The sequence below is a fragment of the Vibrio qinghaiensis genome (assembly GCF_002257545.1).
In the GTDB taxonomy this organism is placed as follows: Bacteria; Pseudomonadota; Gammaproteobacteria; order Enterobacterales; family Vibrionaceae; genus Vibrio; species Vibrio ordalii.
The window spans coordinates 613,074-637,919 of record NZ_CP022742.1 but is presented as its reverse complement, the minus strand read 5'-3'; the positions used below and the strand labels follow the sequence as shown (position 1 = coordinate 637,919).

At 41.3% G+C, this 24,846-nt stretch carries 20 protein-coding genes; 17 read left to right on the top strand and 3 right to left on the bottom strand.

The genetic code is table 11. The features are described from left to right. Nucleotides 1-287 precede the first annotated feature (287 nt). Nucleotides 288-1,256, bottom strand: coding sequence for an IS30 family transposase (locus CCZ37_RS16375; protein ID WP_094501484.1), 969 nt, complete (start codon nt 1,254-1,256; stop codon nt 288-290). Between the two features lie 751 nt (nt 1,257-2,007). Between CCZ37_RS16375 and CCZ37_RS16365 the strand changes: the two genes are divergently transcribed. From CCZ37_RS16365 to CCZ37_RS16310, 8 genes are all read left to right on the top strand, one after another. Beyond that, nucleotides 2,008-2,265: a type II toxin-antitoxin system Phd/YefM family antitoxin gene (locus CCZ37_RS16365; protein WP_000861987.1), complete on the top strand. Its 258-nt coding sequence runs from the start codon at nt 2,008-2,010 to the stop codon at nt 2,263-2,265. Then, nucleotides 2,253-2,555 (top strand): type II toxin-antitoxin system RelE/ParE family toxin, encoded by a 303-nt coding sequence (locus CCZ37_RS16360; RefSeq protein WP_000229324.1) that lies wholly within the window; start codon nt 2,253-2,255, stop codon nt 2,553-2,555. The genes CCZ37_RS16365 and CCZ37_RS16360 overlap by 13 nt, the downstream gene beginning before the upstream one ends. Before the next feature lie 155 nt (nt 2,556-2,710). After that, a complete protein-coding gene (locus CCZ37_RS16350) occupies nt 2,711-3,157 on the top strand; it encodes a hypothetical protein (RefSeq protein WP_000805118.1) in 447 nt (148 codons plus the stop codon). A gap of 2,239 nt (nt 3,158-5,396) precedes the next feature. After that, nucleotides 5,397-5,969 (top strand): hypothetical protein, encoded by a 573-nt coding sequence (locus CCZ37_RS16340; RefSeq protein ID WP_094501563.1) that lies wholly within the window; start codon nt 5,397-5,399, stop codon nt 5,967-5,969. 94 nt (nt 5,970-6,063) lie between these two features. Continuing rightward, nucleotides 6,064-6,747, top strand: coding sequence for a hypothetical protein (locus tag CCZ37_RS16335; protein ID WP_094501561.1), 684 nt, complete (start codon nt 6,064-6,066; stop codon nt 6,745-6,747). Nucleotides 6,748-7,413: 666 nt separating this feature from the next. Then, nucleotides 7,414-8,289 carry a toll/interleukin-1 receptor domain-containing protein gene (locus tag CCZ37_RS16325; protein WP_094501559.1) on the top strand — a complete coding sequence of 292 codons (876 nt, stop codon included), beginning with the start codon at nt 7,414-7,416 and terminating at the stop codon, nt 8,287-8,289. 148 nt (nt 8,290-8,437) lie between these two features. Next, nucleotides 8,438-8,842: a DUF1801 domain-containing protein gene (locus CCZ37_RS16315; protein ID WP_094182979.1), complete on the top strand. Its 405-nt coding sequence runs from the start codon at nt 8,438-8,440 to the stop codon at nt 8,840-8,842. 669 nt (nt 8,843-9,511) lie between these two features. Next, nucleotides 9,512-10,192 (top strand): hypothetical protein, encoded by a 681-nt coding sequence (locus CCZ37_RS16310; RefSeq protein WP_094501555.1) that lies wholly within the window; start codon nt 9,512-9,514, stop codon nt 10,190-10,192. 32 nt (nt 10,193-10,224) lie between these two features. Here the strand turns inward: CCZ37_RS16310 and CCZ37_RS16305 are convergent, their stop codons facing one another. Next, nucleotides 10,225-11,193, bottom strand: coding sequence for an IS30 family transposase (locus tag CCZ37_RS16305; protein ID WP_094501484.1), 969 nt, complete (start codon nt 11,191-11,193; stop codon nt 10,225-10,227). 1,772 nt (nt 11,194-12,965) lie between these two features. On the opposite strand from CCZ37_RS16305, the gene CCZ37_RS16285 reads away from it, so the two are divergent. The 9 genes from CCZ37_RS16285 (at nt 12,966) to CCZ37_RS16190 (ending at nt 23,488) form a co-directional block, all read left to right on the top strand. After that, nucleotides 12,966-13,577, top strand: coding sequence for a hypothetical protein (locus tag CCZ37_RS16285; protein WP_094501553.1), 612 nt, complete (start codon nt 12,966-12,968; stop codon nt 13,575-13,577). Nucleotides 13,578-13,797: 220 nt separating this feature from the next. Beyond that, entirely contained in the window at nt 13,798-14,145 is a 348-nt protein-coding gene (locus tag CCZ37_RS16275; RefSeq protein ID WP_017042813.1) for a DUF3024 domain-containing protein, read from the top strand. Nucleotides 14,146-14,302: 157 nt separating this feature from the next. Continuing rightward, nucleotides 14,303-14,716: a hypothetical protein gene (locus tag CCZ37_RS16265; RefSeq protein ID WP_094501549.1), complete on the top strand. Its 414-nt coding sequence runs from the start codon at nt 14,303-14,305 to the stop codon at nt 14,714-14,716. Between the two features lie 1,128 nt (nt 14,717-15,844). Continuing rightward, entirely contained in the window at nt 15,845-16,597 is a 753-nt protein-coding gene (locus CCZ37_RS16255) for a DUF2971 domain-containing protein (protein WP_094501545.1), read from the top strand. A 2,649-nt stretch (nt 16,598-19,246) separates the two neighbouring features. Next, a complete protein-coding gene (locus tag CCZ37_RS16230; RefSeq protein WP_094501542.1) occupies nt 19,247-19,654 on the top strand; it encodes a hypothetical protein in 408 nt (135 codons plus the stop codon). After that, nucleotides 19,644-20,087, top strand: a complete 444-nt coding sequence (locus tag CCZ37_RS16225; protein WP_094501540.1) for a hypothetical protein — start codon at nt 19,644-19,646, stop codon at nt 20,085-20,087. Before CCZ37_RS16230 ends, CCZ37_RS16225 begins: the two co-directional genes overlap by 11 nt. Nucleotides 20,088-20,791: 704 nt before the next feature. After that, nucleotides 20,792-21,280, top strand: coding sequence for a hypothetical protein (locus CCZ37_RS16215; RefSeq protein WP_094501536.1), 489 nt, complete (start codon nt 20,792-20,794; stop codon nt 21,278-21,280). A gap of 678 nt (nt 21,281-21,958) precedes the next feature. Next, nucleotides 21,959-22,423, top strand: coding sequence for an ASCH domain-containing protein (locus CCZ37_RS16200; protein ID WP_094501534.1), 465 nt, complete (start codon nt 21,959-21,961; stop codon nt 22,421-22,423). Between the two features lie 681 nt (nt 22,424-23,104). Beyond that, the gene (locus tag CCZ37_RS16190; protein WP_094501532.1) at nt 23,105-23,488 is read left to right on the top strand and encodes a hypothetical protein; all 384 of its coding nucleotides are present in this window, start codon (nt 23,105-23,107) and stop codon (nt 23,486-23,488) included. A gap of 30 nt (nt 23,489-23,518) precedes the next feature. Here the strand turns inward: CCZ37_RS16190 and CCZ37_RS16185 are convergent, their stop codons facing one another. After that, entirely contained in the window at nt 23,519-24,487 is a 969-nt protein-coding gene (locus CCZ37_RS16185; RefSeq protein ID WP_094501484.1) for an IS30 family transposase, read from the bottom strand. Nucleotides 24,488-24,846 lie beyond the last annotated feature (359 nt).

The window sequence follows — 24,846 nt, the reverse complement described above, 5'->3', positions numbered from 1 at the left end:
ATGAGTTTTGGTGCTGTTTTGTTGTCAATTCAGCGTGCGCAAAGTGTGGAAAGGGCAAGTTTATCGAGCATTTTGCACTTGCTGAAGGTTTCGCTCGTTAAGTTTTCCTGATTCAAAAGCTTGGTTTGTTGCTGAAAGGTGGACTTTGTTTTGGCAGCTTATTTATCACGGCTCTGGTTTGGGTTGATTCTTGAATCACTCAACCATTGCAATTGTGGCTTTTGATCGAGTAAAGTCAGTTTATCTTATTGAATTTGCTTAGTATCAAGTTTGAAGTGCGACACTTTCTACAGATGCGCATGAATATACTCCGTTGGTGTTCTATACCCAAGCCTTTTGCGTGGGCGTGTATTTAATTTATATGCAATTTCATTACACAGCTTCTGTGTCACGTGTGACATGGAGGTTCGTTTTGGTAAGTATTGTCGTATCAAACCATTGGTGTTTTCATTAGTGCCTCGCTCCCATGAATGGTATGGATTTGCAAAGTAAAACAGGCAGTTATGATGTTTTTCTAGTTGTGCATAACCATGAAATTCAGTGCCGTTATCTGATGTTATCGTTTTAAAAGGTAAGTCAGAGCGGGTCATGATTTTGCTCATTCTTACGTTGAGCGACTCGCTTGTTCTATCGTCCATTTGACCGATAAAAGTGTAGCCAGTCATTCTGTCGACTAAAGTGACGATACAGTGCTTGGTTCCGCGACCCACGACGGTATCAATTTCCCAGTGGCCAGGCTCTTTTCGATGCTCAGCGTCTGCAGGTCTTTCGGCAATATGACGCTTATTTGCCAGCCGTCCTCGACTGTCTTTTGAGTTGTACCTTTTACGCCTTTTCTTGGTGGATTGGCGTAGGTGTTTCCATAGCGTTCCACCGAGAGTTTTGTCGTTCCAAACGTGCTGATAAATGAGCTCGTGGCTCATTGTTGGATAGCCTCTCATCCTTAGGTATCCGACGATTTGGTCAGGGCTCCAATCCAGTCGTAGCAAGGCTTCAGGTAGTCTGAAGTCAAGTTTGGTATAGCGTTTATTTCGCCGTGAACGACTAAGCCGGTTGCGCGCCATTTGCTGTGCTCGCTCTGGTTGATAAGAGTACCTATCGAAGAACTTGTTGTAACGACAATTACGTTCAATTTCTCGATAGATAGTGGCTTTGTGACGCCCCAGTTGTTTAGCTATTTTTGCGGTACTGATCCCTTGCTTTCTGAGCAAAGAAATCATATACCTTTCAATCTCAGTGAGGTGTGTGTATTTCATGTTTTTTACTTCTTGGCGGGAGCAAACTTCATGATTATCGCACCTTACTGTTTTTATGTTCAGAGGTGTCGCACTTCGTACTTGAATCCAAGTTGCATAACAAACGGCTCAAGAGGGATTGCCAACGCTTGGCGGTTTTAGTGCAAAATTGAAGTTCAGTGTTTACGGTGTGTTTTTTGAGTCCGGCGGTGCGTTGTCAACCCCTTAGCCGGGCGTTAGGCAAGGTGAGTTTTTATCAGCTAAATCGAGTTGAAATTGAGCAGTAAATTCCATGTTTTGTGGCTTAACTTAAGCAATAAATAATCATCACATATTTGCTGTTTCTTGATCGCGTTGAGTTGTTTATCGCTGTGAATTCATCGGCAAAATAACCTTCAGCATCCAAACGTCCGCCGAGCATGCTACGCTCGTCACTTTTCTTCCAAACCGCTCAATTTGAGTTTTTTTGTTTCTTTGCTGATTTAGCGTTTTGGTTTATAAATGAATGGTTTAATTTGTTTCAAATTTACAAAAAAGCTCGTTCTTTGGTTTTGGAAATGTCGTTGCCAATCGGTTGGCCTAACAAACGGCTCAAGAGGGATTGCCAACGCGTGGCGACTTTAGTGCAAAATTGAAATTCAGTGCTTACGGTGTGTTTTTTGAGTCCGGCGGTGCGTTGTCAACCCCTTAGCCGGGCGTTAGCCGTTTGAAAGCTTGCTATGCTCAGAGTGATAGAATAGTATCACTTTGTTATTTCTTTGGAGCAGCTCAAATGAAAGTAGAACTCGTGACGTCACTAAAACGGCAGGCCACTAAGATCCTTGCCGATCTTCATGATACGAAAGAACCAGTATTGATAACTGAGCACGGAAAGCCGTCAGCTTACCTTATTGATGTAGATGATTATGAATTTATGCAAAATCGTCTAGCGATCCTCGAAGGCATTGCTCGTGGCGAACGAGCTCTAGCGGATGGCAAAGTGGTCAGCCATCAAGATGCTAAGGATAGAATGTCAAAATGGTTGAAATAATTTGGACGGAGCCGGCTCTATCCGATCTGAATGATATTGCTGAATACATCGCACTTGAAAATGTCGTGGCTGCTAAACAACTGGTGCAAACCGTGTTTACAAAAGTTGAACGTTTGGCCGATTTTCCAGAGTCTGGGCGCGTCCCACCAGAACTAGAACACCTCAATTATCGTGAAGTCGTTGTAAATCCGTGTCGTGTTTTCTACAAGTATGATGATGAAAAGGTTCGTATTCTTTTTGTTATGCGTGCGGAGCGAGATTTGCGTCGCTTAATGCTAACGAAACAGTAGGTTTGGTAAAAACGGCTAACAAACGCTTCAAGAGGGACAGCCAACGCGTGGCATTTTTACTATGCGTTGGTTTTTGTGGTTACGGTGTTATGCGGAAGCTTAGTAGTAGCGTTGCCTGCCCCTTAAGCGGGCGTTATATTTAATTGGAGTATGTAATGAAACCGACATTTTGGAAATTGTCACAAGGGACTGAATTTTTCACTTATGAAGATATGCTTCAGTCAATTGAAGATCGCTTAGTATATGTTCACAAGGATACAGCAGCTCAAGGACAGTCATCTGTAACTCAAGGGCAGACATTTGTTGAAGCTAAAATTGGTGATTACTTCTATTTAACACATGGTAATAACGGAGTGTATGTATTAGGACAATTTACAGGTCCGATAAATTACTTCTCGAATTGGGGAGATGGATGGTCCGATCGACCATTTCGCGTAATTGCTCGCTCAAAAACACAGGAATGTTACACAGGAATTCAAAAATGGTGGTCTCCGAATCATCGTTCTACCTTTATAAAAGTTCCAGAGCACGAATTATCCATGTTTGAAGAAGAAATATTGATTCCTTTCTTTGACCTACATTTGAAGGACTATGGATTTTAAATATAACAAACGGTTCAAGAGGGACAGCCAACGCGTGGCATTTTCACTATGCGTTGGTTTTGGTGGTTACGGTGTTATGCGGAAGCTTGGTAGTGGCGTTGTCTGCCCCTTAACCGGGCGTTATGCAACTCAGGGAAATTTAGGGGTTCAATCTTTTTAGATTTCTCCAGCCATTCGTTTGGTGTTGTCGGCAAATGAGCTTTTTTACCCTAAAATTCGTGGTTTACTCAAGCCGTAAAACAGGCAAGGTTCTTTGTTTGCCTCAATCAGTTTTAGCGCTGGCGCGTTGTAAATTCAGTGGGCGCAAAGTGTGGAAAGTGCAAGTTTATCGAGCGTTTTGCACTTGCTGAATTTTTCGCCCGTTGAACTTGTCTGTTCCAAAAGCTTGGTTTGTTGCTGAAGGGTGGACTTTGTTTTGGCGGCTTATTTATCATGGCTCTGGTTTGGGTTGGTTCTTGAATCACTCAACCATTGCAATTGTGGTTTTTGGTCGTGTAAAGTGGTTTTATCTCATTGAATTTGCATAACAAACGGCTCAAGAGGGATTGCCAACGCGTGGCGGCTTTAGTGCAAAATTGCAGTTCAGTGTTTACGGTGTGTTTTTTAAGTTCGGTGGTGCGTTGTCAACCCCTTAGCCGGGCGTTATGCAACTCAGGTAAATTTAGGGGTTCAATCTTTTTAGATTTCTCCGGCCATTCTTTTTGTGTTGTCGGCAAATGAGCTTTTTTACCCTAAAATTCGTGGTTTACTCAAGCCGTAAAACAGGCAAGGTTCTTTGTTTGCCTCAATGAGTTTTGGTGTTGGTTTGTTGCCAATTCAGCGTGCGCAAAGTGTGGAAAGGGCAAGTTTATCGAGTATTTCGCATTTGCTGAAAGTCTTGCTTGTTGAGTTTGTCTCATTCAAAAGCTTGGTTTGTTGTTGAACGGTGGGCTTTGTTTTGGCGGCTTATTTATCACGGCTCTGGCTTCGGTTGATTCTTGAATCACTCAACCATTGCAATCGTGGCTTTTGATCGAGTAAAGTCAGTTTATCTCATTGAATTTGCATAACAAACGGCTCAAGAGGGATTGCCAACGCTTGGCGACTTTAGTACAAAATTTAAGTCCAGTGTTTAGAGTGTGTTTTTTAAGTTCGGCAGTGCGTTGTCAACCCCTTAGCCGGGCGTTATGCAACTCAGGTAATTTTAGGGTTTCAATCTTTTTAGATTTCTCTGGCCATCCTTTTTGTGTCGTCGGCAAATGAGCATTTTTACCCTCAAATTCGTGGTTTACTCAAGCCGTAAAACAGGCAAGTTTCTTTGTTTGCCTCAATGAGTTTTGGTGCTGGTTTGTTGTGAATTTAGCGGGCGCAAAGTGTGGAAAGGGCAAGTTAATTGAGCATTTCGCATTTTCTGAAAGTCTTGCTTGTTGAGTTTTCCTGATTCAAAAGCTTGGTTTGTTGTTGAAAGGTGGGCTTTGTTTTGGCAGCTCATTTATCACAGTTCTTGCTTGGGTTGATTCTTGAATCACTCAACCATTGCAATTGTGGCTTTTGGTCGTGTAAAGTCGATTTATCTTATTGAATTTGCATAACAAACGGCTCAAGAGGGATTGCCAACGCGTGGCGACTTTAGCGCAAAATTGAAGTTCAGGGTTTACGGTGTGTTTTTTGAGTCTGGCGGTGCGTTGTCAACCCCTTAGCCGGGCGTTATGCAACTCAGGTAAATTTAGGGGTTTAATCTTTTAGGATTTCTCCGGCGATTCGTTTTGTGTTGTCGGCAAATGAGCTTTTTTACCCTAAAATTCGTGGTTTACTCAAGCCGTAAAACAGGCAAGGTTCTTTGTTTGCCTCAATGAGTTTTGGTGCTGGTTTGTTGTGAATTTAGCGGGCGCAAAGTGTGGAAAGGGCAAGTTTATCGAGCATTTTGCACTTGCTGAATTTTTCGCCCGTTGAACTTGTTTGTTCCAAAAGCTTGGTTTGTTGTTGAAAGGTGGACTTTGTTTTGGCGGCTAATTTATCACAGTTCTTGTTTGGGTTGATTCTTGAATCACTCAACTATTGCAATCGTGGTTTTTGATCGAGTAAAGTCAGTTTATCTCATCGAATTTGCATAACAAACGGCTCAAGAGGGATTGCCAACGCTTGGCGGTTTTAGTGCAAAATTGCAGTTCAGTGTTTACAGTGTGTTTTTTGAGTTCGGCGGTGCGTTGTCAACCCCTTAGCCGGGCGTTAGTTGCTTTCATAAATAATAGGTAAGTACATGAAAGAGAAGTTGGTATCATTTGATCTCGAAACAGATCTAGTCATGTCATTGCGGTGCTTACTTGACGCTTTGTCTCAAATTGAAAGAGGGCAAAATACGTATTTTAAATGGGCAGTGATCTACGGACATAACTCTGTTCAATCGGCAATGTGTTTAGCTCTCATTACATCGGACTCACGTCTAGTTCGGAAAAAAGATAGTTATCACTCAGAGTATGGTGATTTAGATAATATCGAATGGCTTTACGAAAAACTGCGGAAAGAAGACTTTCTTCCTTACACGGGTAGCAAAGTAATTGATATTGAGCGTTTTGAAAAAGAAAAAATTAGCCGTTTGCAGGCAGTTAGAAATAAATTTATCCATCAACACCCATCGCTCTATGTCTTTACGTTTAATGAATTAGTAGAGTTAATCCGTATTTCTGTTGAACTAGTTGGTTTCTTAGTCAATGAAAGTGAGCGTCTAGCTATAAATGGGCATACACAATCTCAAATAAAGGGTTTGGTGGATGAGTTGAGCACGCAACTAACAAACGGCTCAAGAGGGATTGCCAACGCGTGGCGACTTTAGTGCAAAATTGCAGTTCAGTGTTTACGGTGTGTTTTTTGAGTCTGGCGGTGCGTTGTCAACCCCTTAGCCGGGCGTTATGTGTATCGGAGAAAGTATGAAGTCCATTAGGAAAACTCTAATATCTCAACGTTTGAGTTGGTATGAAACTATCGACTCTACTTTCTTATCCCTGAGTAAAGAAAGTAGGCTGAAAATTAATCGAAAAGAAGAGTTGCTTCACGAGGAAAAAGATAAATTACTTGATATTTATTATAACGGTGCGGCTACTGAAGAGATCGAAAATCGAGTAATCGACATCGATGTTGAAATTGAGCATATAAAAAATGAGATAGAATCTCTCCTAGAAATGGAGGTTATCTATATTTACAAGTCTTATGAGTATAACCTCAAGCAAATACTAACACTCGCTTTCCAAGACACCAGCCCAAAAAACGCTTCTCATTGGGGCAATGTGGTAAAATTTCTCGACAAAAAAGGCGTCGACGTAATGTCTTGTTCTGGATTTCAGGAATTTATAGAGTTCAAAAAACTGAATAATGAAATAAAGCATGAGGCATTTGCTCAAAGCAAAAGCTTAAATGCACTTGGTTGTGTGATTAAAGAAGACTTTGAAAACTATGTATCAAATAGCAAGGCTAGCATCGAAGCTTTCCTTCAAGATCTTAATCGCAAAGTAAAGGTTGTGCTTGCAAATGATGAGTCTCCTTATATGAATGAAGTATTAGAAGGTATTGAAGTCCTAAAATACTATGCTGCGAGTGGAAAAAGATACACATAACAAACGGTTCAAGAGGGACAACCAACGCGTGGCATTTTTATTATGCGTTGTTTTTTGTGGTTACGGTGTTATGCGGAAGCTTGGTAGTAGCGTTGGTTGCCCCTTAACCGGGCGTTATGCAACTCAGGTAAATTTAGGGGTTCAATCTTTTGGATTTCTCCGGCCATTCGTTTGGTATTGTCGGCAAATGAGCTTTTTTACCCTAAAATTCGTGGTTTACTTAAGCCGTAAAACAGGCAAGGTTCTTTGTTTGCCTCAATGAGTTTTGGTGCTGGTTTGTTGTGAATTTAGCGGGCGCAAAGTGTGGAAAGGGCAAGTTTATCGAGCATTTTACACTTGTTGAAGTTTTAGCTCGTTGAGTTTTCCTGATTCAAAAGCTTGGTTTGTTGCTGAAAGGTGGACTTTGTTTTGGCGGCTCATTTATCACGGCTCTGGCTTGGGTTGATTCTTGAATTACTCAACCATTGCAATTGTGGCTTTTGGTCGTGTAAAGTCAGTTTATCTCATTGAATTTGCATAACAAACGGCTCAAGAGGGATTGCCAACGCGTGGCGACTTTAGTGCAAAATTGTAGTTCAGTGTTTAAGTGTGTTTTTTGAGTTCGGCGGTGCGTTGTCAACCCCTTAGCCGGGCGTTATGCGATTTTTTAATAAAGGAGTATTAAATTTGATTACGAGTGTTTTTTTAAGTCACAATCACGCAGACAAAGAGTTTGTGAGAAAGTTGGCTCGAGATCTAGAAAACCACAATGTAAAATGCTGGCTCGATGAAGCTGAAATGAAGATTGGCGATTCTTTGATTCAGAAAATTCGTGAGGGCATTGATAACGTAGCATACTTCGCGGTTATTTTATCCCCTAATTCGATTAATGCTCCATGGGTTGTGAATGAGCTCGATGTGGCAATGAATTATCAAATCGCGGGTAAGCCTATTAAAGTGTTACCGATCATGCTGAAAGACTGTGAACCGCCTGGGTTACTTGTTGGAAAGTTATATGCAAATTTCATGGACGAAAGCTCCTACGTCGAATCGTTTAAGACGCTAGTTAAAGACATCGGTGTGGTATTCAACAAAAACGCAATGAATGATGACTTTGCTGCGGTTCATTTAGGAACTGCAATTGATAAAGCAATATTTTATAACCTCCCATTATTAAGTTCTCCCTTTCATCGCCCATATCAGTATATTGGTATGCAAATTAATAAAGCTGAAACTGCTACAGGTGGGTTGGCTAATGAAGTCGGTAACATCATAGTAGAAAATGATGAGTGCAAAATGCTTTTGGAAGCTGAGGGTAATTTTGTAAGTTACGTTGAGGTTAGTATCAAGAGAACAGCCCCTCATTACCAACATCAAGAGTTTGATTCAGAATCCATATTGGGTTCTTTGAGTCTAAGTCTTTCCGAGTTAGAACTAGCTCGAAAACAAACTCATTATCACACTTACTACGACCATCGTAGACAATTAAAAGTAGGAGTTTCTTGCCAATATGACGAAGCGCCTATTTCTGTTGGTTTCAGTGCTAAATACTATGGACAGTAGTCCAATCGCATAACAATCTGTTTAAGAGTGATTCGCAACGCTTGGCATTTTTACTATGCGTTGCGTTTAGTGTTTAAGGTGGTATGCGGCGGCTTTGGTATTGCGTTGCTCACACCTTAACAGGGCGTTATGTGAATGGGAGATTCCAATGGACAAGGTAGTCAAAGATCGCTTCGATGAATATCCGGAAAATGTTCGTATTAGGTTAGAGGAACTGCGAAATCTAGTCTTTCAAATCGTATCTGAATTGGATCTGGGTGATGTTGATGAATCTCTAAAATGGGGTGAGCCAAGCTACAGCGTAAAAACAGGCAGTCCACTAAGAATGGATTGGAAGCTGAAGTCTCCTAATAATTATTACCTGTTTTTTAATTGTCAAACTAAGCTAGTCGATACATTTCGGGAATTGTATTGTGAAGAACTGGAGTTTCAGGGAAACAGAGCAATAGTGCTGTCCTTATCGAAACCGTTGCCAGAAACAGCAATCAAATCCTGTTTAGAGTTAGCTTTAACCTATCAGCAGCGCAAAAACTTTCCTCTTTTGGGTGCTTGAAAAAATTCACATAACAAACGGCTCAAGAGGGATTGCCAACGCTTGGCGGTTTTAGTGCAAAATTGAAGTTCAGTGTTTACAGTGTTTTTTTTAAGTTCGGTGGTGCGTTGTCAACCCCTTAGCCGGGCGTTATGCAACTCAGGTAAATTTAGGGGCTCAATCTTTTGGGATTTCTCCGGCCATTCGTTTTGTGTTGTCGGCAAATGAGCTTTTTCACCTTCAGATTCGTGGTTTACTCAAACCGTAAAACAGGCAAGGTTCTTTGTTTGCCTCAATGAGTTTTGGTGCTGTTTTGTTGTCAATTCAGCGTGCGCAAAGTGTGGAAAGGGCAAGTTAATCGAGCATTTTTCACTTGCTGAAAGTCTTGCTTGTAGGGTTTGTCTCATTCAAAAGCTTGGTTGGTTGTTGAAAGGTGGGCTTTGTTTTGGCGGCTTATTTATCTCGGCTCCTACTTGGGTTGGTTCTTGAATCACTCAACCATTGCAATTGTGGCTTTTGGTCGTGTAAATTCGGTTTATCTCATTGAATTTGCATAACAAACGGCTCAAGAGGGATTGCCAACGCTTGGCGATTTTAGTGCAAAATTGAAGTTCAGTGTTTAAGTGTGTTTTTTAAGTCCGGCGGTGCGTTGTCAACCCCTTAGCCGGGCGTTAAATGTACAAGGTAGCTATGAGTCAAGAAAACAGATACGAACGAACCCCAGAAGAACAAAAACGGTGTGAAGAGATACATGATACATACCGAGAGGATCTTCTGAAGCGTCAGTTGTCAAACAGTGAGGGCTATGACAAAGCTATTTTGTCACTGTCATCAGCGGGGTTAGCTTTATCGTTAACTGCCATACGTTTTATCGTTCCTTTAGAAACCGCTTCATATCTATGGAGCATAAAAGCCGCATGGGTCTTGTTTTTATTTACTGTAATTTCCACGTTAGTCGCATATCTTGTTGGAAATCATGCAATCTCAAAAGAGCTCGTTAAAGCCGAAAATTATTATATAAAGGGTATCGTTAACGCTCACTTAGAACCTAATATATATCAAAAAATCAACCACATATTGAATAGAATAACTGGAGTGTTTTTCATTCTAGCAATATCATTGGTAGTTGGTTTTGTAATATGCAATGTAGAGAGTAATGACATGAGTGATAAAAAAGCTACGACTAAAACTATTTTCGTCACCGACAGCGCTGACATCCCTAAAATGCAAGCTGCTCCGGGGCGTGATTTTGAAGCAAGTGCAGATATCCCAACCATGCAAATGGCACCGGGGACTCCTGTATCAAGTGGCCAATCAAGTGCGGGCAATGGTAATTCAGGCTCAGGTTCGGGCAGTTCCGAGAAAAAGTAGCACTTAGTATCAAGTTTGAAGTGCGACACTTTCTACAGATGCGCATGAATATACTCCGTTGGTGTTCTATACCCAAGCCTTTTGCGTGGGCGTGTATTTAATTTATATGCAATTTCATTACACAGCTTCTGTGTCACGTGTGACATGGAGGTTCGTTTTGGTAAGTATTGTCGTATCAAACCATTGGTGTTTTCATTAGTGCCTCGCTCCCATGAATGGTATGGATTTGCAAAGTAAAACAGGCAGTTATGATGTTTTTCTAGTTGTGCATAACCATGAAATTCAGTGCCGTTATCTGATGTTATCGTTTTAAAAGGTAAGTCAGAGCGGGTCATGATTTTGCTCATTCTTACGTTGAGCGACTCGCTTGTTCTATCGTCCATTTGACCGATAAAAGTGTAGCCAGTCATTCTGTCGACTAAAGTGACGATACAGTGCTTGGTTCCGCGACCCACGACGGTATCAATTTCCCAGTGGCCAGGCTCTTTTCGATGCTCAGCGTCTGCAGGTCTTTCGGCAATATGACGCTTATTTGCCAGCCGTCCTCGACTGTCTTTTGAGTTGTACCTTTTACGCCTTTTCTTGGTGGATTGGCGTAGGTGTTTCCATAGCGTTCCACCGAGAGTTTTGTCGTTCCAAACGTGCTGATAAATGAGCTCGTGGCTCATTGTTGGATAGCCTCTCATCCTTAGGTATCCGACGATTTGGTCAGGGCTCCAATCCAGTCGTAGCAAGGCTTCAGGTAGTCTGAAGTCAAGTTTGGTATAGCGTTTATTTCGCCGTGAACGACTAAGCCGGTTGCGCGCCATTTGCTGTGCTCGCTCTGGTTGATAAGAGTACCTATCGAAGAACTTGTTGTAACGACAATTACGTTCAATTTCTCGATAGATAGTGGCTTTGTGACGCCCCAGTTGTTTAGCTATTTTTGCGGTACTGATCCCTTGCTTTCTGAGCAAAGAAATCATATACCTTTCAATCTCAGTGAGGTGTGTGTATTTCATGTTTTTTACTTCTTGGCGGGAGCAAACTTCATGATTATCGCACCTTACTGTTTTTATGTTCAGAGGTGTCGCACTTCGTACTTGAATCCAAGGCATTTAACAAGCTGTTTAAGAGTGATTCGCAACGCGTGGCATTTTTGCTATGCGTTGCGTTTTGTGTTTAAGGTGGAATGCAGCGGCTTTTGTATTGCGTTGCTCACACCTTAACAGGGCGTTATGCAACTCAGGTAAATTTAGGGTTTCAATCTTTTGGATTTCTCCGGCCATTCGTTTTGTATTGTCGGCAAATGAGCATTTTTATCCTAAAATTCTTGGTTCACTCAAGCCGTAAAACAGGCAAAGTTCTTTGTTTGCCTCAATGAGTTTTGGTGCTGGTTTGTTGTGAATTCAGCGTGCGCAAAGTGTGGAAAGGGCAAGTTAATCGAGCATTTTGCACTTGCTGAAAGTCTTGCTTGTTGAGTTTGTCTCATTCAAAAGCTTGGTTTGTTGCTGAAGGGTGAACTTTGTTTTGGCGGCTTATTTATCATGGCTCTGGTTTGGGTTGATTCTTGAATCACTCAACCATTGCAATTGTGGCTTTTGATCGAGTAAAGTCAGTTTATCTTATTGAATTTGCATAACAAACGGCTCAAGAGGGATTGCCAACACGTGGCGGTTTTAGTACAAAATTGAAGTTCAGTGTTTACGGTGTATTTTTGAGTCTGGCGGTGCGTTGTCAACCCCTTAGCCGGGCGTTATGCAACTCAGGTAAATTTAGGGGTTCAATCTTTTAGGATTTCTCCGGCCATTCGTTTGGTGTCGTCGGCAAATGAGCATTTTTGCCCTCAAATTCGTGGTTAACTTAAACCGTAAAACAGACAAGGTTCTTTGTTTGCCTCAATGAGTTTTGGTGCTGGTTTGTTGTCAATTTAGCGGGCGCAAAGTGTGGAAAGGGCAAGTTTATCGAGTATTTCGCATTTGCTGAAAGTCTTGCTTGTTGAGTTTGTCTCATTCAAAAGCTTGGTTTGTTGTTGAACGGTGGACTTTGTTTTGGCGGCTTATTTATCGCAGTTCTTGCTTGGGTTGATTCTTGAATCACTCAACCATTGCAATTGTGGCTTTTGGTCGTGTAAATTCAGTTTATCTCATTGAATTTGCATAACAAACGGCTCAAGAGGGATTGCCAACGCTTGGCGATTTTAGTGCAAAATTGCAGTTCAGTATTTACGGTGTGTTTTTTGAGTTCGGCAATGCGTTGTCAACCCCTTAGCCGGGCGTTAGGCAAAGTGAGTTTTTATCAGCTAAATCGGGTTTGAATTGAACGGCGAATTCCATGTTCTCATGGCTGGACTTAAGCAATAAATCGTCATCACATATTTGTTGTTTCTTGAACGTTTTGGGTTGTTTATCGTTGTGAATTTAGCGGCAAAATAACCTTCAGCATCCAAACGTCCGCCGAGAATGCTACGCTCGTCACTTTTCTTCCAAATCGCTCAATTTGAGTTTTTTGTTTCTTTGCTGAGTTGGCGTTTTGGTTTATAAATGAATAGTTTAGTTTGCTTAAAATTTACAAAAAGCCTTGTTCTTGGGTTTTGAAAGTGTCGTTGTCAATCGGTTGGCCTAACAAACGGTTAAAGAGGGACTGCCAACGCGTGGCGGTTTTTGTTCAAATCGGCCTTTGTGATTACGGCTGTTATTTTGAGTTCAGTGTTTTGCGTTGTCAGCCCCTTAACCGGGCGTTAGGTGAGCAAGTTAAATCTGTAACTATCGATTTGATATAAATTGTAGGCAATATGAATCCATTTTTAGAAGAGCTTTTTGATGTTATTGCTATTGATATTGAGTATCTAAATGGGTATTTGGCATCAAGTGAAATGAACTATCTCAATACCACTTTGCAGTCTATTGAAGATTTGAATGGTGATTTCTACACTAACGAACAGGGTCAGAACCTCGAGGTTTTACTATTTTTTCTATTACGTCACTTAAACGATATCACCTCAATTTGGGAAGATCGCAGTAAAAAAGAGGTTTTGGTAACATTATATACATCAGGAATAATCTCTGGGAATTACGATTGTTTTCACTTTGATCTCTCAAAATTTGAACTGACATTTAAGCCGAGTGGGCAAGAATTGACTTTGTACCGGGTCGGTCGTGTAAGTGAGGTGATTAAAAGTCTCGGAAATTCATGGGCTAAAGATGGTGCGGGATTAAGAAGCTATTCTGAATCTTCATCTATAGATGTAGAAAATCGTCCTATATTCGAGGTTAAAGTTAATGATTCAGAAGTATTGTGTCAGGGAAAGGCGCAAGAAAGTGAATTGATTTTAAAGAAAAATTTCAAATGCAATGAGGTCAAGCTACTTAATACGGAAGAACGTTGCAAGCTCTTGACTAAATAGTGTCGAGCAATGCTTCACCTAACAAACGGCTCAAGAGGGATTGCCAACGCGTGGCGACTTTAGTGCAAAATTGCAGTTCAGTGTTTAAGTGTGTTTTTTAAGTTCGGCGGTGCGTTGTCAACCCCTTAGCCGGGCGTTATGTACTTTCTCGAAAATTAACCTAGCCAACGTATGAAATTAGGTCGTAAACTTAGCTTAATTAAAGGGTTAGGTGATAGATATGGCATTTTCAGAAATTGAGCAACAGCGTTACAGAAAGGCAGTGGAGAAGTACCTTGATTCTTGTCGACCGCCAGAAGAGATCCGCAATCAACTTGATATTGGGTATCGGTTAGAGGGGCAGGTCATCGAAATCTTCGAGATACGTCCTAAGTGGAATGATCCATCCGAAAAAATGGAGTGCCCAGTAGCCAAAGTCAAATATTATAAGTCGCGTGACGCGTGGAAAATTTACTGGATGAAATCCGACCAAAAATGGCATTCGTATGAGCCAATCCCAGAGATTCAACTTCTAGAAGCTTTCTTGGAAATACTAGAAGACGATACTTATGGGTGTTTCTGGGGATAGAACCAACCAGGTACATAACAAACGCTTCAAGAGGGACAGTCAACGCGGGGCATTTTTACTATGCGTTGGTTTGTGTGATTGCGGTGTTATGCGGAAACTTGGTAGTAGCGTTGTCTGCCCCTTAAGCGGGCGTTATGTGTAAAGGAATAATCCAGCAATGTCTTTAGAGTTTTACGATGAATTACTCAAAAGTGAGCGTTTTTGTGAAAGTTTGGGGCGATTGCTATTGATGTCTGGAAAGTTGGAATCGGCATTAAAATCAATTGTTCTTACGAGTAATGTTAAAGTGAGATATGACCTTAAGCGAGCTATGTTAGGTCAGCTTGTTGGGAGCTGTAAAGAACATGAATTAGTTACTGATGAGCTTAGTGAAATTTTAGCGTTTATATTGGTTCGCCGGAACTACCTTACTCATAATCTTTACCCTCTGTTTAACGATGAAATTGAATACACTTTATTGCCTAAAGACAACTTACACCCTGATGATGCAGAGTATTATTTCCCCAGATGTGTTGAAGAGTTAATAGACCATATAGAGTTCGCAATTGACTATATCAATGAGCGGGATTAACACATAACAAAGCGTTTAAGAGGGATTCGCAACGCTTAGCATTTTCATTATGCGTTGATTTTATTAGTTTTTAGTGTAATGCGGTGAGTTGGTAGTTGCGTTACTCACCCCTTAACGCGGCGTTAGGCAAAGTGAGTTTTTATCAGCTAAATCGGGTTTGAATTGAATGGTGAATTCCATGTTTTAATGGCTGGACTTAAGCAATAAATCGTCATCACATATTTGTTGTTTCTTGATCGTGTTGGGTTGTTTTTCGCTGTGAATTCAGCGGCAAAATAACCTTCAGCATCCAAACGTCCGCCGAGCATGCTACGCTCGTCACTTTTCTTCCAAATCGCTAAATTTGAGTTTTTTGGTTTCTTTGCTGATTTGAGATTTTGGTTTATAAATGAATCGGTTAGTTTGTTTCAAGTTTACAAAAAAGCTCGTTCTTTGGTTGTGAAAGTGTCGGTGTCAATTGGTTGGCCTAACAAACGGCTCAAGAGGGATTGCCAACGCTTGGCGGTTTTAGTGCAAAATTGAAGCTTAGTGTTTACAGTGTGTTTTTTGAGTCCGGCAGTGCGTTGTCAACCCCTTAGCCGGGCGTTATGCAACTCAGGTAAATTTAGGGGTTCAATCTTTTGGATTTCTCCGGCCATTCTTTTTGTGTTGTCGGCAAATGAGCTTTTTGACCTTAAAATTCGTGGTTCACTCAAGCCGTAAAACAGACAAGGTTCTTTGTTTGCCTCAATCAGTTTTAACGTTGGCGCGTTGCGAATTTTGTGGGCGCAAAGTGTGGAAAGGGCAAGTTTATCGAGCATTTTGTACTTGCTGAAGGTTTCGCTCGTTGAGTTTGTCTGATTCAAAAGCTTGGTTTGTTGCTGAAAGGTGAACTTTGTTTTGGCGGCTTATTTATCGCAGTTCTTGCTTGGGTTGATTCTTGAATCACTCAACCATTGCAATTGTGGCTTTTGGTCGTGTAAAATCGGTTTATCTCATTGAATTTGCATAACAAACGGCTCAAGAGGGATTGCCAACGCTTGGCGATTTTAGTGCAAAATTGCAGTTCAGTGTTTAAGTGTGTTTTTTGAGTCCGGTGGTGCGTTGTCAACCCCTTAGCCGGGCGTTATATGAATAAAGGAAGACTTGATGATCAGAAAAGTAGAAGATAACTGTATTAATATTGAAAATCTTGATCAAAAAATATACCGAGTGTTTAGCTATGACAGGTTTGAACAATTAATAAATGACCAAGAGCTCGTTTTAGTCAAACCGCCTATGTGGGAAGATCCTTTCGAAAACTTTTTCTTTAAGGCTGAAGTCGACTGCGGTAACAATGAGGTTGCTACACTAGATAATTTGGCAAAAGATTGGTACGGACAGTGTTGGACTACAGAAAAAGATACTGATGCCATGTGGCGTATATATAGCCATGATAAACAAGGGGTAAGAGTCTCAACTACTATACGTAAACTATTTGAGCCGATTTTTAACTCTCGTGAAGATTATCGAGGTTTGTGTTACTTCATAGGAAAGCTCAACTATTGGAGTGAAAGTGACATTTTTGGTTTTCTGTCAAATATAACTTTCACAAGTCTAGCTATGGGAGGACAAAATGATAACTTCGCGGAGTTATTATGTATTAAACGACCTGAGTTTTCGCATGAACATGAAGTACGACTTTTAGCGAACGATTTTGACGAAACTCGCGGAAGTAATGGTCTTTATCGGATTCCTTTCGATACCGACCTTCTGCTTGATGAAATATGTATAGATCCGCGTTTGAGTTCAGTTGATGCAAATGGTTTAATGACGAAAATAAAAGCTCTTGGTGTCAAGACTCAAATCATACAGTCTCCTTTATACAAGCTTAAAAACATGCCGCGTATAAAGCTCGAATAAAAATTCATATAACAAACTGTTCAAGAGGGATTCGCAACGCGTGGCATTTTTACTATGCGTTGGTGTAAGTGATTAAGGTGTATGCAGTGGCTTCGGTATTGCGTTGCTCACCCCTTAACAGGGCGTTAGGCAAGGTGAGTTTTTATCAGCTAAATCGAGTTTGAATTGAACGGTAAATCCCATGTTCTCAGGCTGAATTTAAGCAATAAATAATCATCACATATTTGTTGTTTCTTGATCGTGTTGGGTTGTTTATCGTTATAAATTTAGCGGCAAAATAACCTTCAGCATCCAAACGTCCGCCGAGAATGCTACGCTCGTCACTTTTCTTCCAAATCGCTCAATTTGAGTTTTTTGGTTTCTTTGCTGAGTTAGAGTTTTGGTTTATAAATGAATGGTTTAGTTTGCGTCAAATTTACAAAAAGCCTTGTTCTTGGCTTTTGAAAGTATTGTTGCCAATCGGTTGGCCTAACAAACGGTTAAAGAGGGACTGCCAACGCGTGGCGGTTTTTGTTCAAATCGGCCTTTGTGATTACGGTTGTTATTTTGAGTTCAGAGTTTTGCGTTGTCAGCCCCTTAACCGGGCGTTAGGCAAGGTGAGTTTTTATCAGCTAAATCGAGTTTGAATTGAACGGTAAATCCCATGTTCTCAGGCTGAATTTAAGCAATAAATAATCATCACATATTTGTTGTTTCTTGATCGTGTTGGGTTGTTTATCGTTATAAATTTAGCGGCAAAATAACCTTCAGCATCCAAACGTCCGCCGAGAATGCTACGCTCGTCACTTTTCTTCCAAATCGCTCAATTTGAGTTTTTTGGTTTCTTTGCTGAGTTAGAGTTTTGGTTTATAAATGAATGGTTTAGTTTGCGTCAAATTTACAAAAAGCCTTGTTCTTGGCTTTTGAAAGTATTGTTGCCAATCGGTTGGCCTAACAAACGGTTAAAGAGGGACTGCCAACGCGTGGCGGTTTTTGTTCAAATCGGCCTTTGTGATTACGGTTGTTATTTTGAGTTCAGAGTTTTGCGTTGTCAGCCCCTTAACCGGGCGTTATGCAACTCAGGTAAATTTAGGGGTTCAATCTTTTGGATTTCTCCGGCCATTCGTTTTGTTGTGTCGGCAAATGAGCATTTTTACCTTCAAATTCATTGTGAACTCAAGCCGTAAAACAGGCAAGGTTCTTTGTTTGCCTCAATCAGTTTTAGCGCTGGCGCGTTGTAAATTCAGTGGGCGCAAAGTGTGGAAAGGGCAAGTTTATCGAGCATTTTGCACTTGCTGAAGTTTTCGCTCGTTGAGTTTTCCTGATTCAAAAGCTTGGTTTGTTGTTGAACGGTGGGCTTTGTTTTGGCGGCTTATTTATCACGGCTCTGGCTTCGGTTGATTCTTGAATCACTCAACCATTGCAATCGTGGCTTTTGATCGAGTAAAGTCAGTTTATCTCATTGAATTTGCATAACAAACGGCTCAAGAGGGATTGCCAACGCGTGGCGACTTGAGTGCAAAATTGAAGTTCAGTGTTTACAGTGGTTTTTTAAGTTCGGCGGTGCGTTGTCAACCCCTTAGCCGGGCGTTATGCAACTCAGGGAAATTTAGGGCTCAATCTTTTGGGATTTCTCCGGCCATTCGTTTTGTGTTGTCGGCAAATGAGCATTTTTACCTTCAAATTCATGGTGAACTTAAGCCGTAAAACAGGCAAGGTTCTTTGTTTGCCTCAATCAGTTTTAGCGCTGGCGCGTTGTAAATTCAGTGGGCGCAAAGTGTGGAAAGGGCAAGTTTATCGAGCATTTTGCACTTGCTGAAGGTTTCGCTCGTTAAGTTTTCCTGATTCAAAAGCTTGGTTTGTTGTTGAAAGGTGGACTTTGTTTTGGCGGCTTATTTATCACAGTTCTTGCTTGGATTGGTTCTTGAATCACTCAACCATTGCAATTGTGGTTTTTGGTCGTGTAAATTTGATTTATCTCATTGAATTTGCATAACAAACGGCTCAAGAGGGATTGCCAACGCGTGGCGACTTTAGTGCAAAATTGCAGTTCAGTGTTTAAGTGTGTTTTTTTGAGTTCGGCTATGCGTTGTCAACCCCTTAGCCGGGCGTTATGCAACTCAGGTAAATTTAGGGCTCAATCTTTTGGGATTTCTCCGGCCATTCGTTTTGTGTTGTCGGCAAATGAGCATTTTTACCTTCAAATTCATGGTTAACTCAAGCCGTAAAACAGGCAAGGTTCTTTGTTTGCCTCAATTAGTTTTAGCGTTGGCGTGTTGTGAATCTTGTGGGCGCAAAGTGTGGAAAGGGCAAGTTTATCGAGCATTTTGCACTTGCTGAAGTTTTCGCTCGTTGAGTTTTCCTGATTCAAAAGCTTGGTTTGTTGTTGAAAGGTGGACTTTGTTTTGGCGGCTCATTTATCACAGTTCTTGTTTGGGGTGGTTCTTGAATCACTCAACCATTGCAATTGTGGCTTTTGGTCGTGTAAAGTCAGTTTATCTCATTGAATTTGCATAACAAACGGCTCAAGAGGGATTGCCAACGCGTGGCGACTTTGGTGCAAAATTGAAGTTCAGTGTTTAAGTGTGTTTTTTGAGTTCGGCGGTGCGTTGTCAACCCCTTAGCCGGGCGTTATAGCTCTTTTTAGTTTTAATTAACGTTGGAAGTTCTATGGTAAAAAAAGAAATAAGTGACTTAGAAATTACCGACACTCAAATAGTCGATGACTTAATGACCGGTGGTGATATCGGCACTTGGCAAGCAGACTATTTATTGCGAGAAGTCGAATTTGAGCGACTTAAAAATGGTAAACCCGTTACATATAACTGGGCAAATAGTATCGGCTTAACTACCTTTGGGTTTGCGTTAAATTTACTCGGCAAGGGATATTCTGATTACACCATAATTGTTAAAGGTGAGTGGATTGCTTTGGCTTTTGGCGGAGGGGCAACTATCGTTCTTTATTTGGTTGGTTTGTGCTTAAAAGATAGCCGAAAATTAGTCATGAAAAAGATAGAGAAGCACTTTGAAAGTGCTCCTACAAGAAGAAGAGTGCTCGGAGGTAACAATGGACAATAAGCTTCCTGATGGTTACAAGCCACTTAAAAAGCTCACTATATGTAGCAACACACTAACTGGCGGTGGAAATTTGGTATCTATTGGTGGGGACATTCCAGTACTAATAGGTAAGGGTAGTATTCCTCAAGTTTGGATCAAAGCTGTAGCTGATTCGTCTACCAATGAATTGGTTTCCGTAGTAGAGAAAAACAAATCACTACACCCAGCAATAAAAGTCGTAACCCAGAACAACAAAATTACGATACTAATCTCTGGCGAAACGGTCTTATCAGCTAAAGCACCGTCTCAAGATGTTGTAGTTGTGGATAAGTTAGACTTACGCCCTCTAGGTCTTAATTTGTACGGCGATAGTTCTTCATTAAAAGTTGGCGGCAACACTTTTTCGCGTAACTCAATGCATGGTGGTGGAACTTTAATAGGGTTTGGTGCATAGAGCTATAACAAACTGTTCAAGAGTGATTCGCAACGCGTGGCATTTTTACTATGCGTTGCGTTTAGTGTTTAAGGTGGTCTGCGGCAACATCGGTATTGCGTTGCTCACACCTTAACAGGGCGTTATGCAACTCAGGTAAATTTAGGGGTTCAATCTTTTTAGATTTCTCCGGCCATTCGTTTTGTGTTGTCGGCAAATGAGCTTTTTTACCCTAAAATTCGTGGTTCACTCAAGCCGTAAAACAGGTAAGGTTCTTTGTTTGCCTCAATCAGTTTTGGTGCTGGTTTGTTGCCAATTCAGCGTGCGCAAAGTGTGGAAAGGGCAAGTTAATCGAGCATTTTGCACTTGCTGAAAGTATTGCTTGTAGGGTTTGTCTCATTCAAAAGCTTGGTTTGTTGCTGAAAGGTGGACTTTGTTTTGGCGGCTTATTTATCACAGTTCTTGCTTGGGTTGGTTCTTGAATCACTCAACCATTACAATTGTGGCTTTTGATCGAGTAAAGTCAGCTTATCTTATTGAATTTGCATAACAAACGGCTCAAGAGGGATTGCCAACGCTTGGCGATTTTAGTGCAAAATTGCAGTTCAGTGTTTAAGTGTGTTTTTTGAGTCCGGTGGTGCGTTGTCAACCCCTTAGCCGGGCGTTAGGTGCTTTGAGGTATCAAGGAGAATTGTATCAATTATCAAGAATTAGCTTTCAAACTCATGAGTGGTGAGTATCCATGTGATATTCCGAGTGAAACATGGGCATCAGCAGTACATTATTCAGTGGAAAATATTGAACAATACGATTTTGATGCCGATAAAATGCACATGCTATGGATCGTTAATGGTGGAAACATTCGACGTCATGTGAGTAACGATAAATTGGTACTGACTTGGTTAAAACTCATATTGCCAAAATATGATGGCGCTGAACTTCACCTATATCGCGGCGAATGTAAGTTTCTCTATGAACAAGGATTAATCGGTTTTGGTTGGACTCCCAAAAAACAGGTAGCAGAAAAGTTTGCTCGGGGTCTAAATGCTATTGAGTCTGGCGGTGTGTTATTGAGTGCTAAAGTTGCACCTGAAGCAATTCTAAGTGCTCCAAACTATCATAGTGAAGATTGTCTTGGTGAGTCTGAGTATACTTGTGACCCTACCAAAATAGAGTTTATAGAAGTATTGCACCAGTACTCTAAATCGCAATAGTCAAAACGCACCTAACAAAGCATTTAAGAGGGACAGCCAACGCGTGGCATTTTTATTATGCGTTAGTTTTTGTGATTACGGTGTTATGCGGTGAGTTGGTAGTGGCGTTGGCTGCCCCTTAATGCGGCGTTATGCAACTCAGATAAATTTAGGGGCTCAATCTTTTGGGATTTCTCCGGCCATTCGTTTGGTGTTGTCGGCAAATGAGCTTTTTTACCCTCAAATTCGTGGTTAACTTAAACCGTAAAACAGGCAAGGTTCTTTGTTTGCCTCAATCAGTTTTAGCGCTGGCGCGTTGTAAATTCAGTGGGCGCAAAGTGTGGAAAGGGCAAGTTTATCGAGCATTTTGTACTTGCTGAAGTTTTAGCTCGTTGAGTTTTCCTGATTTAAAAGCTTGGTTTGTTGCTGAAAGGTGGACTTTGTTTTGGCGGCTTATTTATCACAGTTCTTGCTTGGGTTGGTTCTTGAATCACTCAACCATTGCAATCGTGGCTTTTGATCGAGTAAAGTCAGTTTATCTTATTGAATTTGCATAACAAACGGCTCAAGAGGGATTGCCAACGCTTGGCGACTTTAGTGCAAAATTGAAGTTCAGTGTTTACAGTGGTTTTTTGAGTTCGGCGGTGCGTTGTCAACCCCTTAGCCGGGCGTTATGTTTTTAATCAGGTTCAGAGAATCATGGAAGAAAAGAGTCAGTTATTTTTACAGCAGTACCTTCGAACTTTACCTAGTGAAGTGTCTGAAAAATATACATCATTTAGTTCGGATTACTTTTGCGCAGATGAGTATAACGCAAATCTATGTGCAGATTTAATTCTACGTGGCGAGAAACGAGCATCATGCAGCATGGAATATTGGTATAGCCACGAAAGCGAAGTATTACCTATAGTTGGCCACCTTCAAGTGGTCACAAACTGGGATGGTGAGCCAATTTGTATCATTGAGATCACATCGGTCTCAAGTTGTCGATTCAACGAAGTGACGGAAGAGTTTGCGGCAAGTGAGGGTGAGGGCGACAAATCGCTAGAATGGTGGCGTAATGCTCATTGGAAATTTTTCTCACGTGAATGTGAAACTTTAGGTATAGAGCCAAGTGAGGATATGTTATTGGTTTTAGAACACTTTAAGGTCGTGTATCAGTAAAAACATAACAAACGCTTCAAGAGGGACAGCCAACGCGTGGCATTTTCACTATGCTTTGGCTTTTGTGGTTACAGTGTTATCCGGAAAGTTAGTTGTAGCGTTGGCTGCCCCTTAAGCGGGCGTTATGCAACTCAGGTAAATTTAGGGGTTCAATCTTTTGGGATTTCTCCGGCTATTCGTTTTGTGTTATCGGCAAATGAGCTTTTTTATCCTCAAATTCTTGGTTAACTCAAACCGTAAAACAGGCAAATTTCTTTGTTTGCCTCAATCAGTTTTAGCGTTGGCGCGTTGTCAGTTTAGCGGACGCAAAGTGTGGAAAGGGCAAGTTAATCGAGCATTTTGATTTTGATGAAGGTTTCGCTCGTTAAGTTTTCCTGATTCAAAAGCTTGGTTTGTTGCTGAAAGGTGGACTTTGTTTTGGCGGCTTATTTATCACAGTTCTTGCTTGGGTTGATTCTTGAATCACTCAGCCATTGCAATCGTGGCTTTTGGTCGTGTAAAGTCGGTTTATCTTATTGAATTTGCATAACAAACGGCTCAAGAGGGATTGCCAACGCGTGGCGGCTTTAGTGCAAAATTGAAGTTCAGTGTTTACAGTGTGTTTTTTGAGTTCGGTGGTGCGTTGTCAACCCCTTAGCCGGGCGTTATGTTTAATCCTTAATCAACCAAAGAGGTTATAAAATGGGTATATTTTCTGGGTTAGAAAAATTAATTAATGAACACGGTAGTTCTGTGATTCTAAAAGAACGCCTATCTCAAGCTTCTGAGCAATTTTCTATTCTTGAGGCCAAGGTGGTAGCACTTGAGGCGGAGAACGCCACACTTCGCTTCGAAGTAGCAAACCATAAAGAACAGGCAAGTATTAGCCAAGCACTTATTGAAAAAATTCATAATAATAATCCTCATAATTTTCGTTGTGACTTTTGTGGGTCTGGGAACCTTACTCAACAATCCGCAAGAAAAGCCACTAACATGCGGTTGCTCAATAAGAAGGTAGGGACTTATTTGTGTAACGATTGTGGAAAAACCTCCGATCACGACATACCAATCACGCAACCGAAATAACTTAGTATCAAGTTTGAAGTGCGACACTTTCTACAGATGCGCATGAATATACTCCGTTGGTGTTCTATACCCAAGCCTTTTGCGTGGGCGTGTATTTAATTTATATGCAATTTCATTACACAGCTTCTGTGTCACGTGTGACATGGAGGTTCGTTTTGGTAAGTATTGTCGTATCAAACCATTGGTGTTTTCATTAGTGCCTCGCTCCCATGAATGGTATGGATTTGCAAAGTAAAACAGGCAGTTATGATGTTTTTCTAGTTGTGCATAACCATGAAATTCAGTGCCGTTATCTGATGTTATCGTTTTAAAAGGTAAGTCAGAGCGGGTCATGATTTTGCTCATTCTTACGTTGAGCGACTCGCTTGTTCTATCGTCCATTTGACCGATAAAAGTGTAGCCAGTCATTCTGTCGACTAAAGTGACGATACAGTGCTTGGTTCCGCGACCCACGACGGTATCAATTTCCCAGTGGCCAGGCTCTTTTCGATGCTCAGCGTCTGCAGGTCTTTCGGCAATATGACGCTTATTTGCCAGCCGTCCTCGACTGTCTTTTGAGTTGTACCTTTTACGCCTTTTCTTGGTGGATTGGCGTAGGTGTTTCCATAGCGTTCCACCGAGAGTTTTGTCGTTCCAAACGTGCTGATAAATGAGCTCGTGGCTCATTGTTGGATAGCCTCTCATCCTTAGGTATCCGACGATTTGGTCAGGGCTCCAATCCAGTCGTAGCAAGGCTTCAGGTAGTCTGAAGTCAAGTTTGGTATAGCGTTTATTTCGCCGTGAACGACTAAGCCGGTTGCGCGCCATTTGCTGTGCTCGCTCTGGTTGATAAGAGTACCTATCGAAGAACTTGTTGTAACGACAATTACGTTCAATTTCTCGATAGATAGTGGCTTTGTGACGCCCCAGTTGTTTAGCTATTTTTGCGGTACTGATCCCTTGCTTTCTGAGCAAAGAAATCATATACCTTTCAATCTCAGTGAGGTGTGTGTATTTCATGTTTTTTACTTCTTGGCGGGAGCAAACTTCATGATTATCGCACCTTACTGTTTTTATGTTCAGAGGTGTCGCACTTCGTACTTGAATCCAAGTAACATAACAAAGCATTTAAGTGGATTCACAACGCTCGGTGTTCCGAGCAAGAGTTAAGGTTCACAACTTGCGTTGCTCACCACTTAATGCGGCGTTATGCAACTCAGGTAAATTTAGGGGTTCAATCTTTTGGATTTCTCCGGCCATTCGTTTTGTGTTGTCGGCAAATGAGCTTTTTTACCCTAAAATTCGTGGTTAACTCAAGCCGTAAAACAGGCAAAGTTCTTTGTTTGCCTCAATCAGTTTTGGTGCTGGTTTGTTGCCAA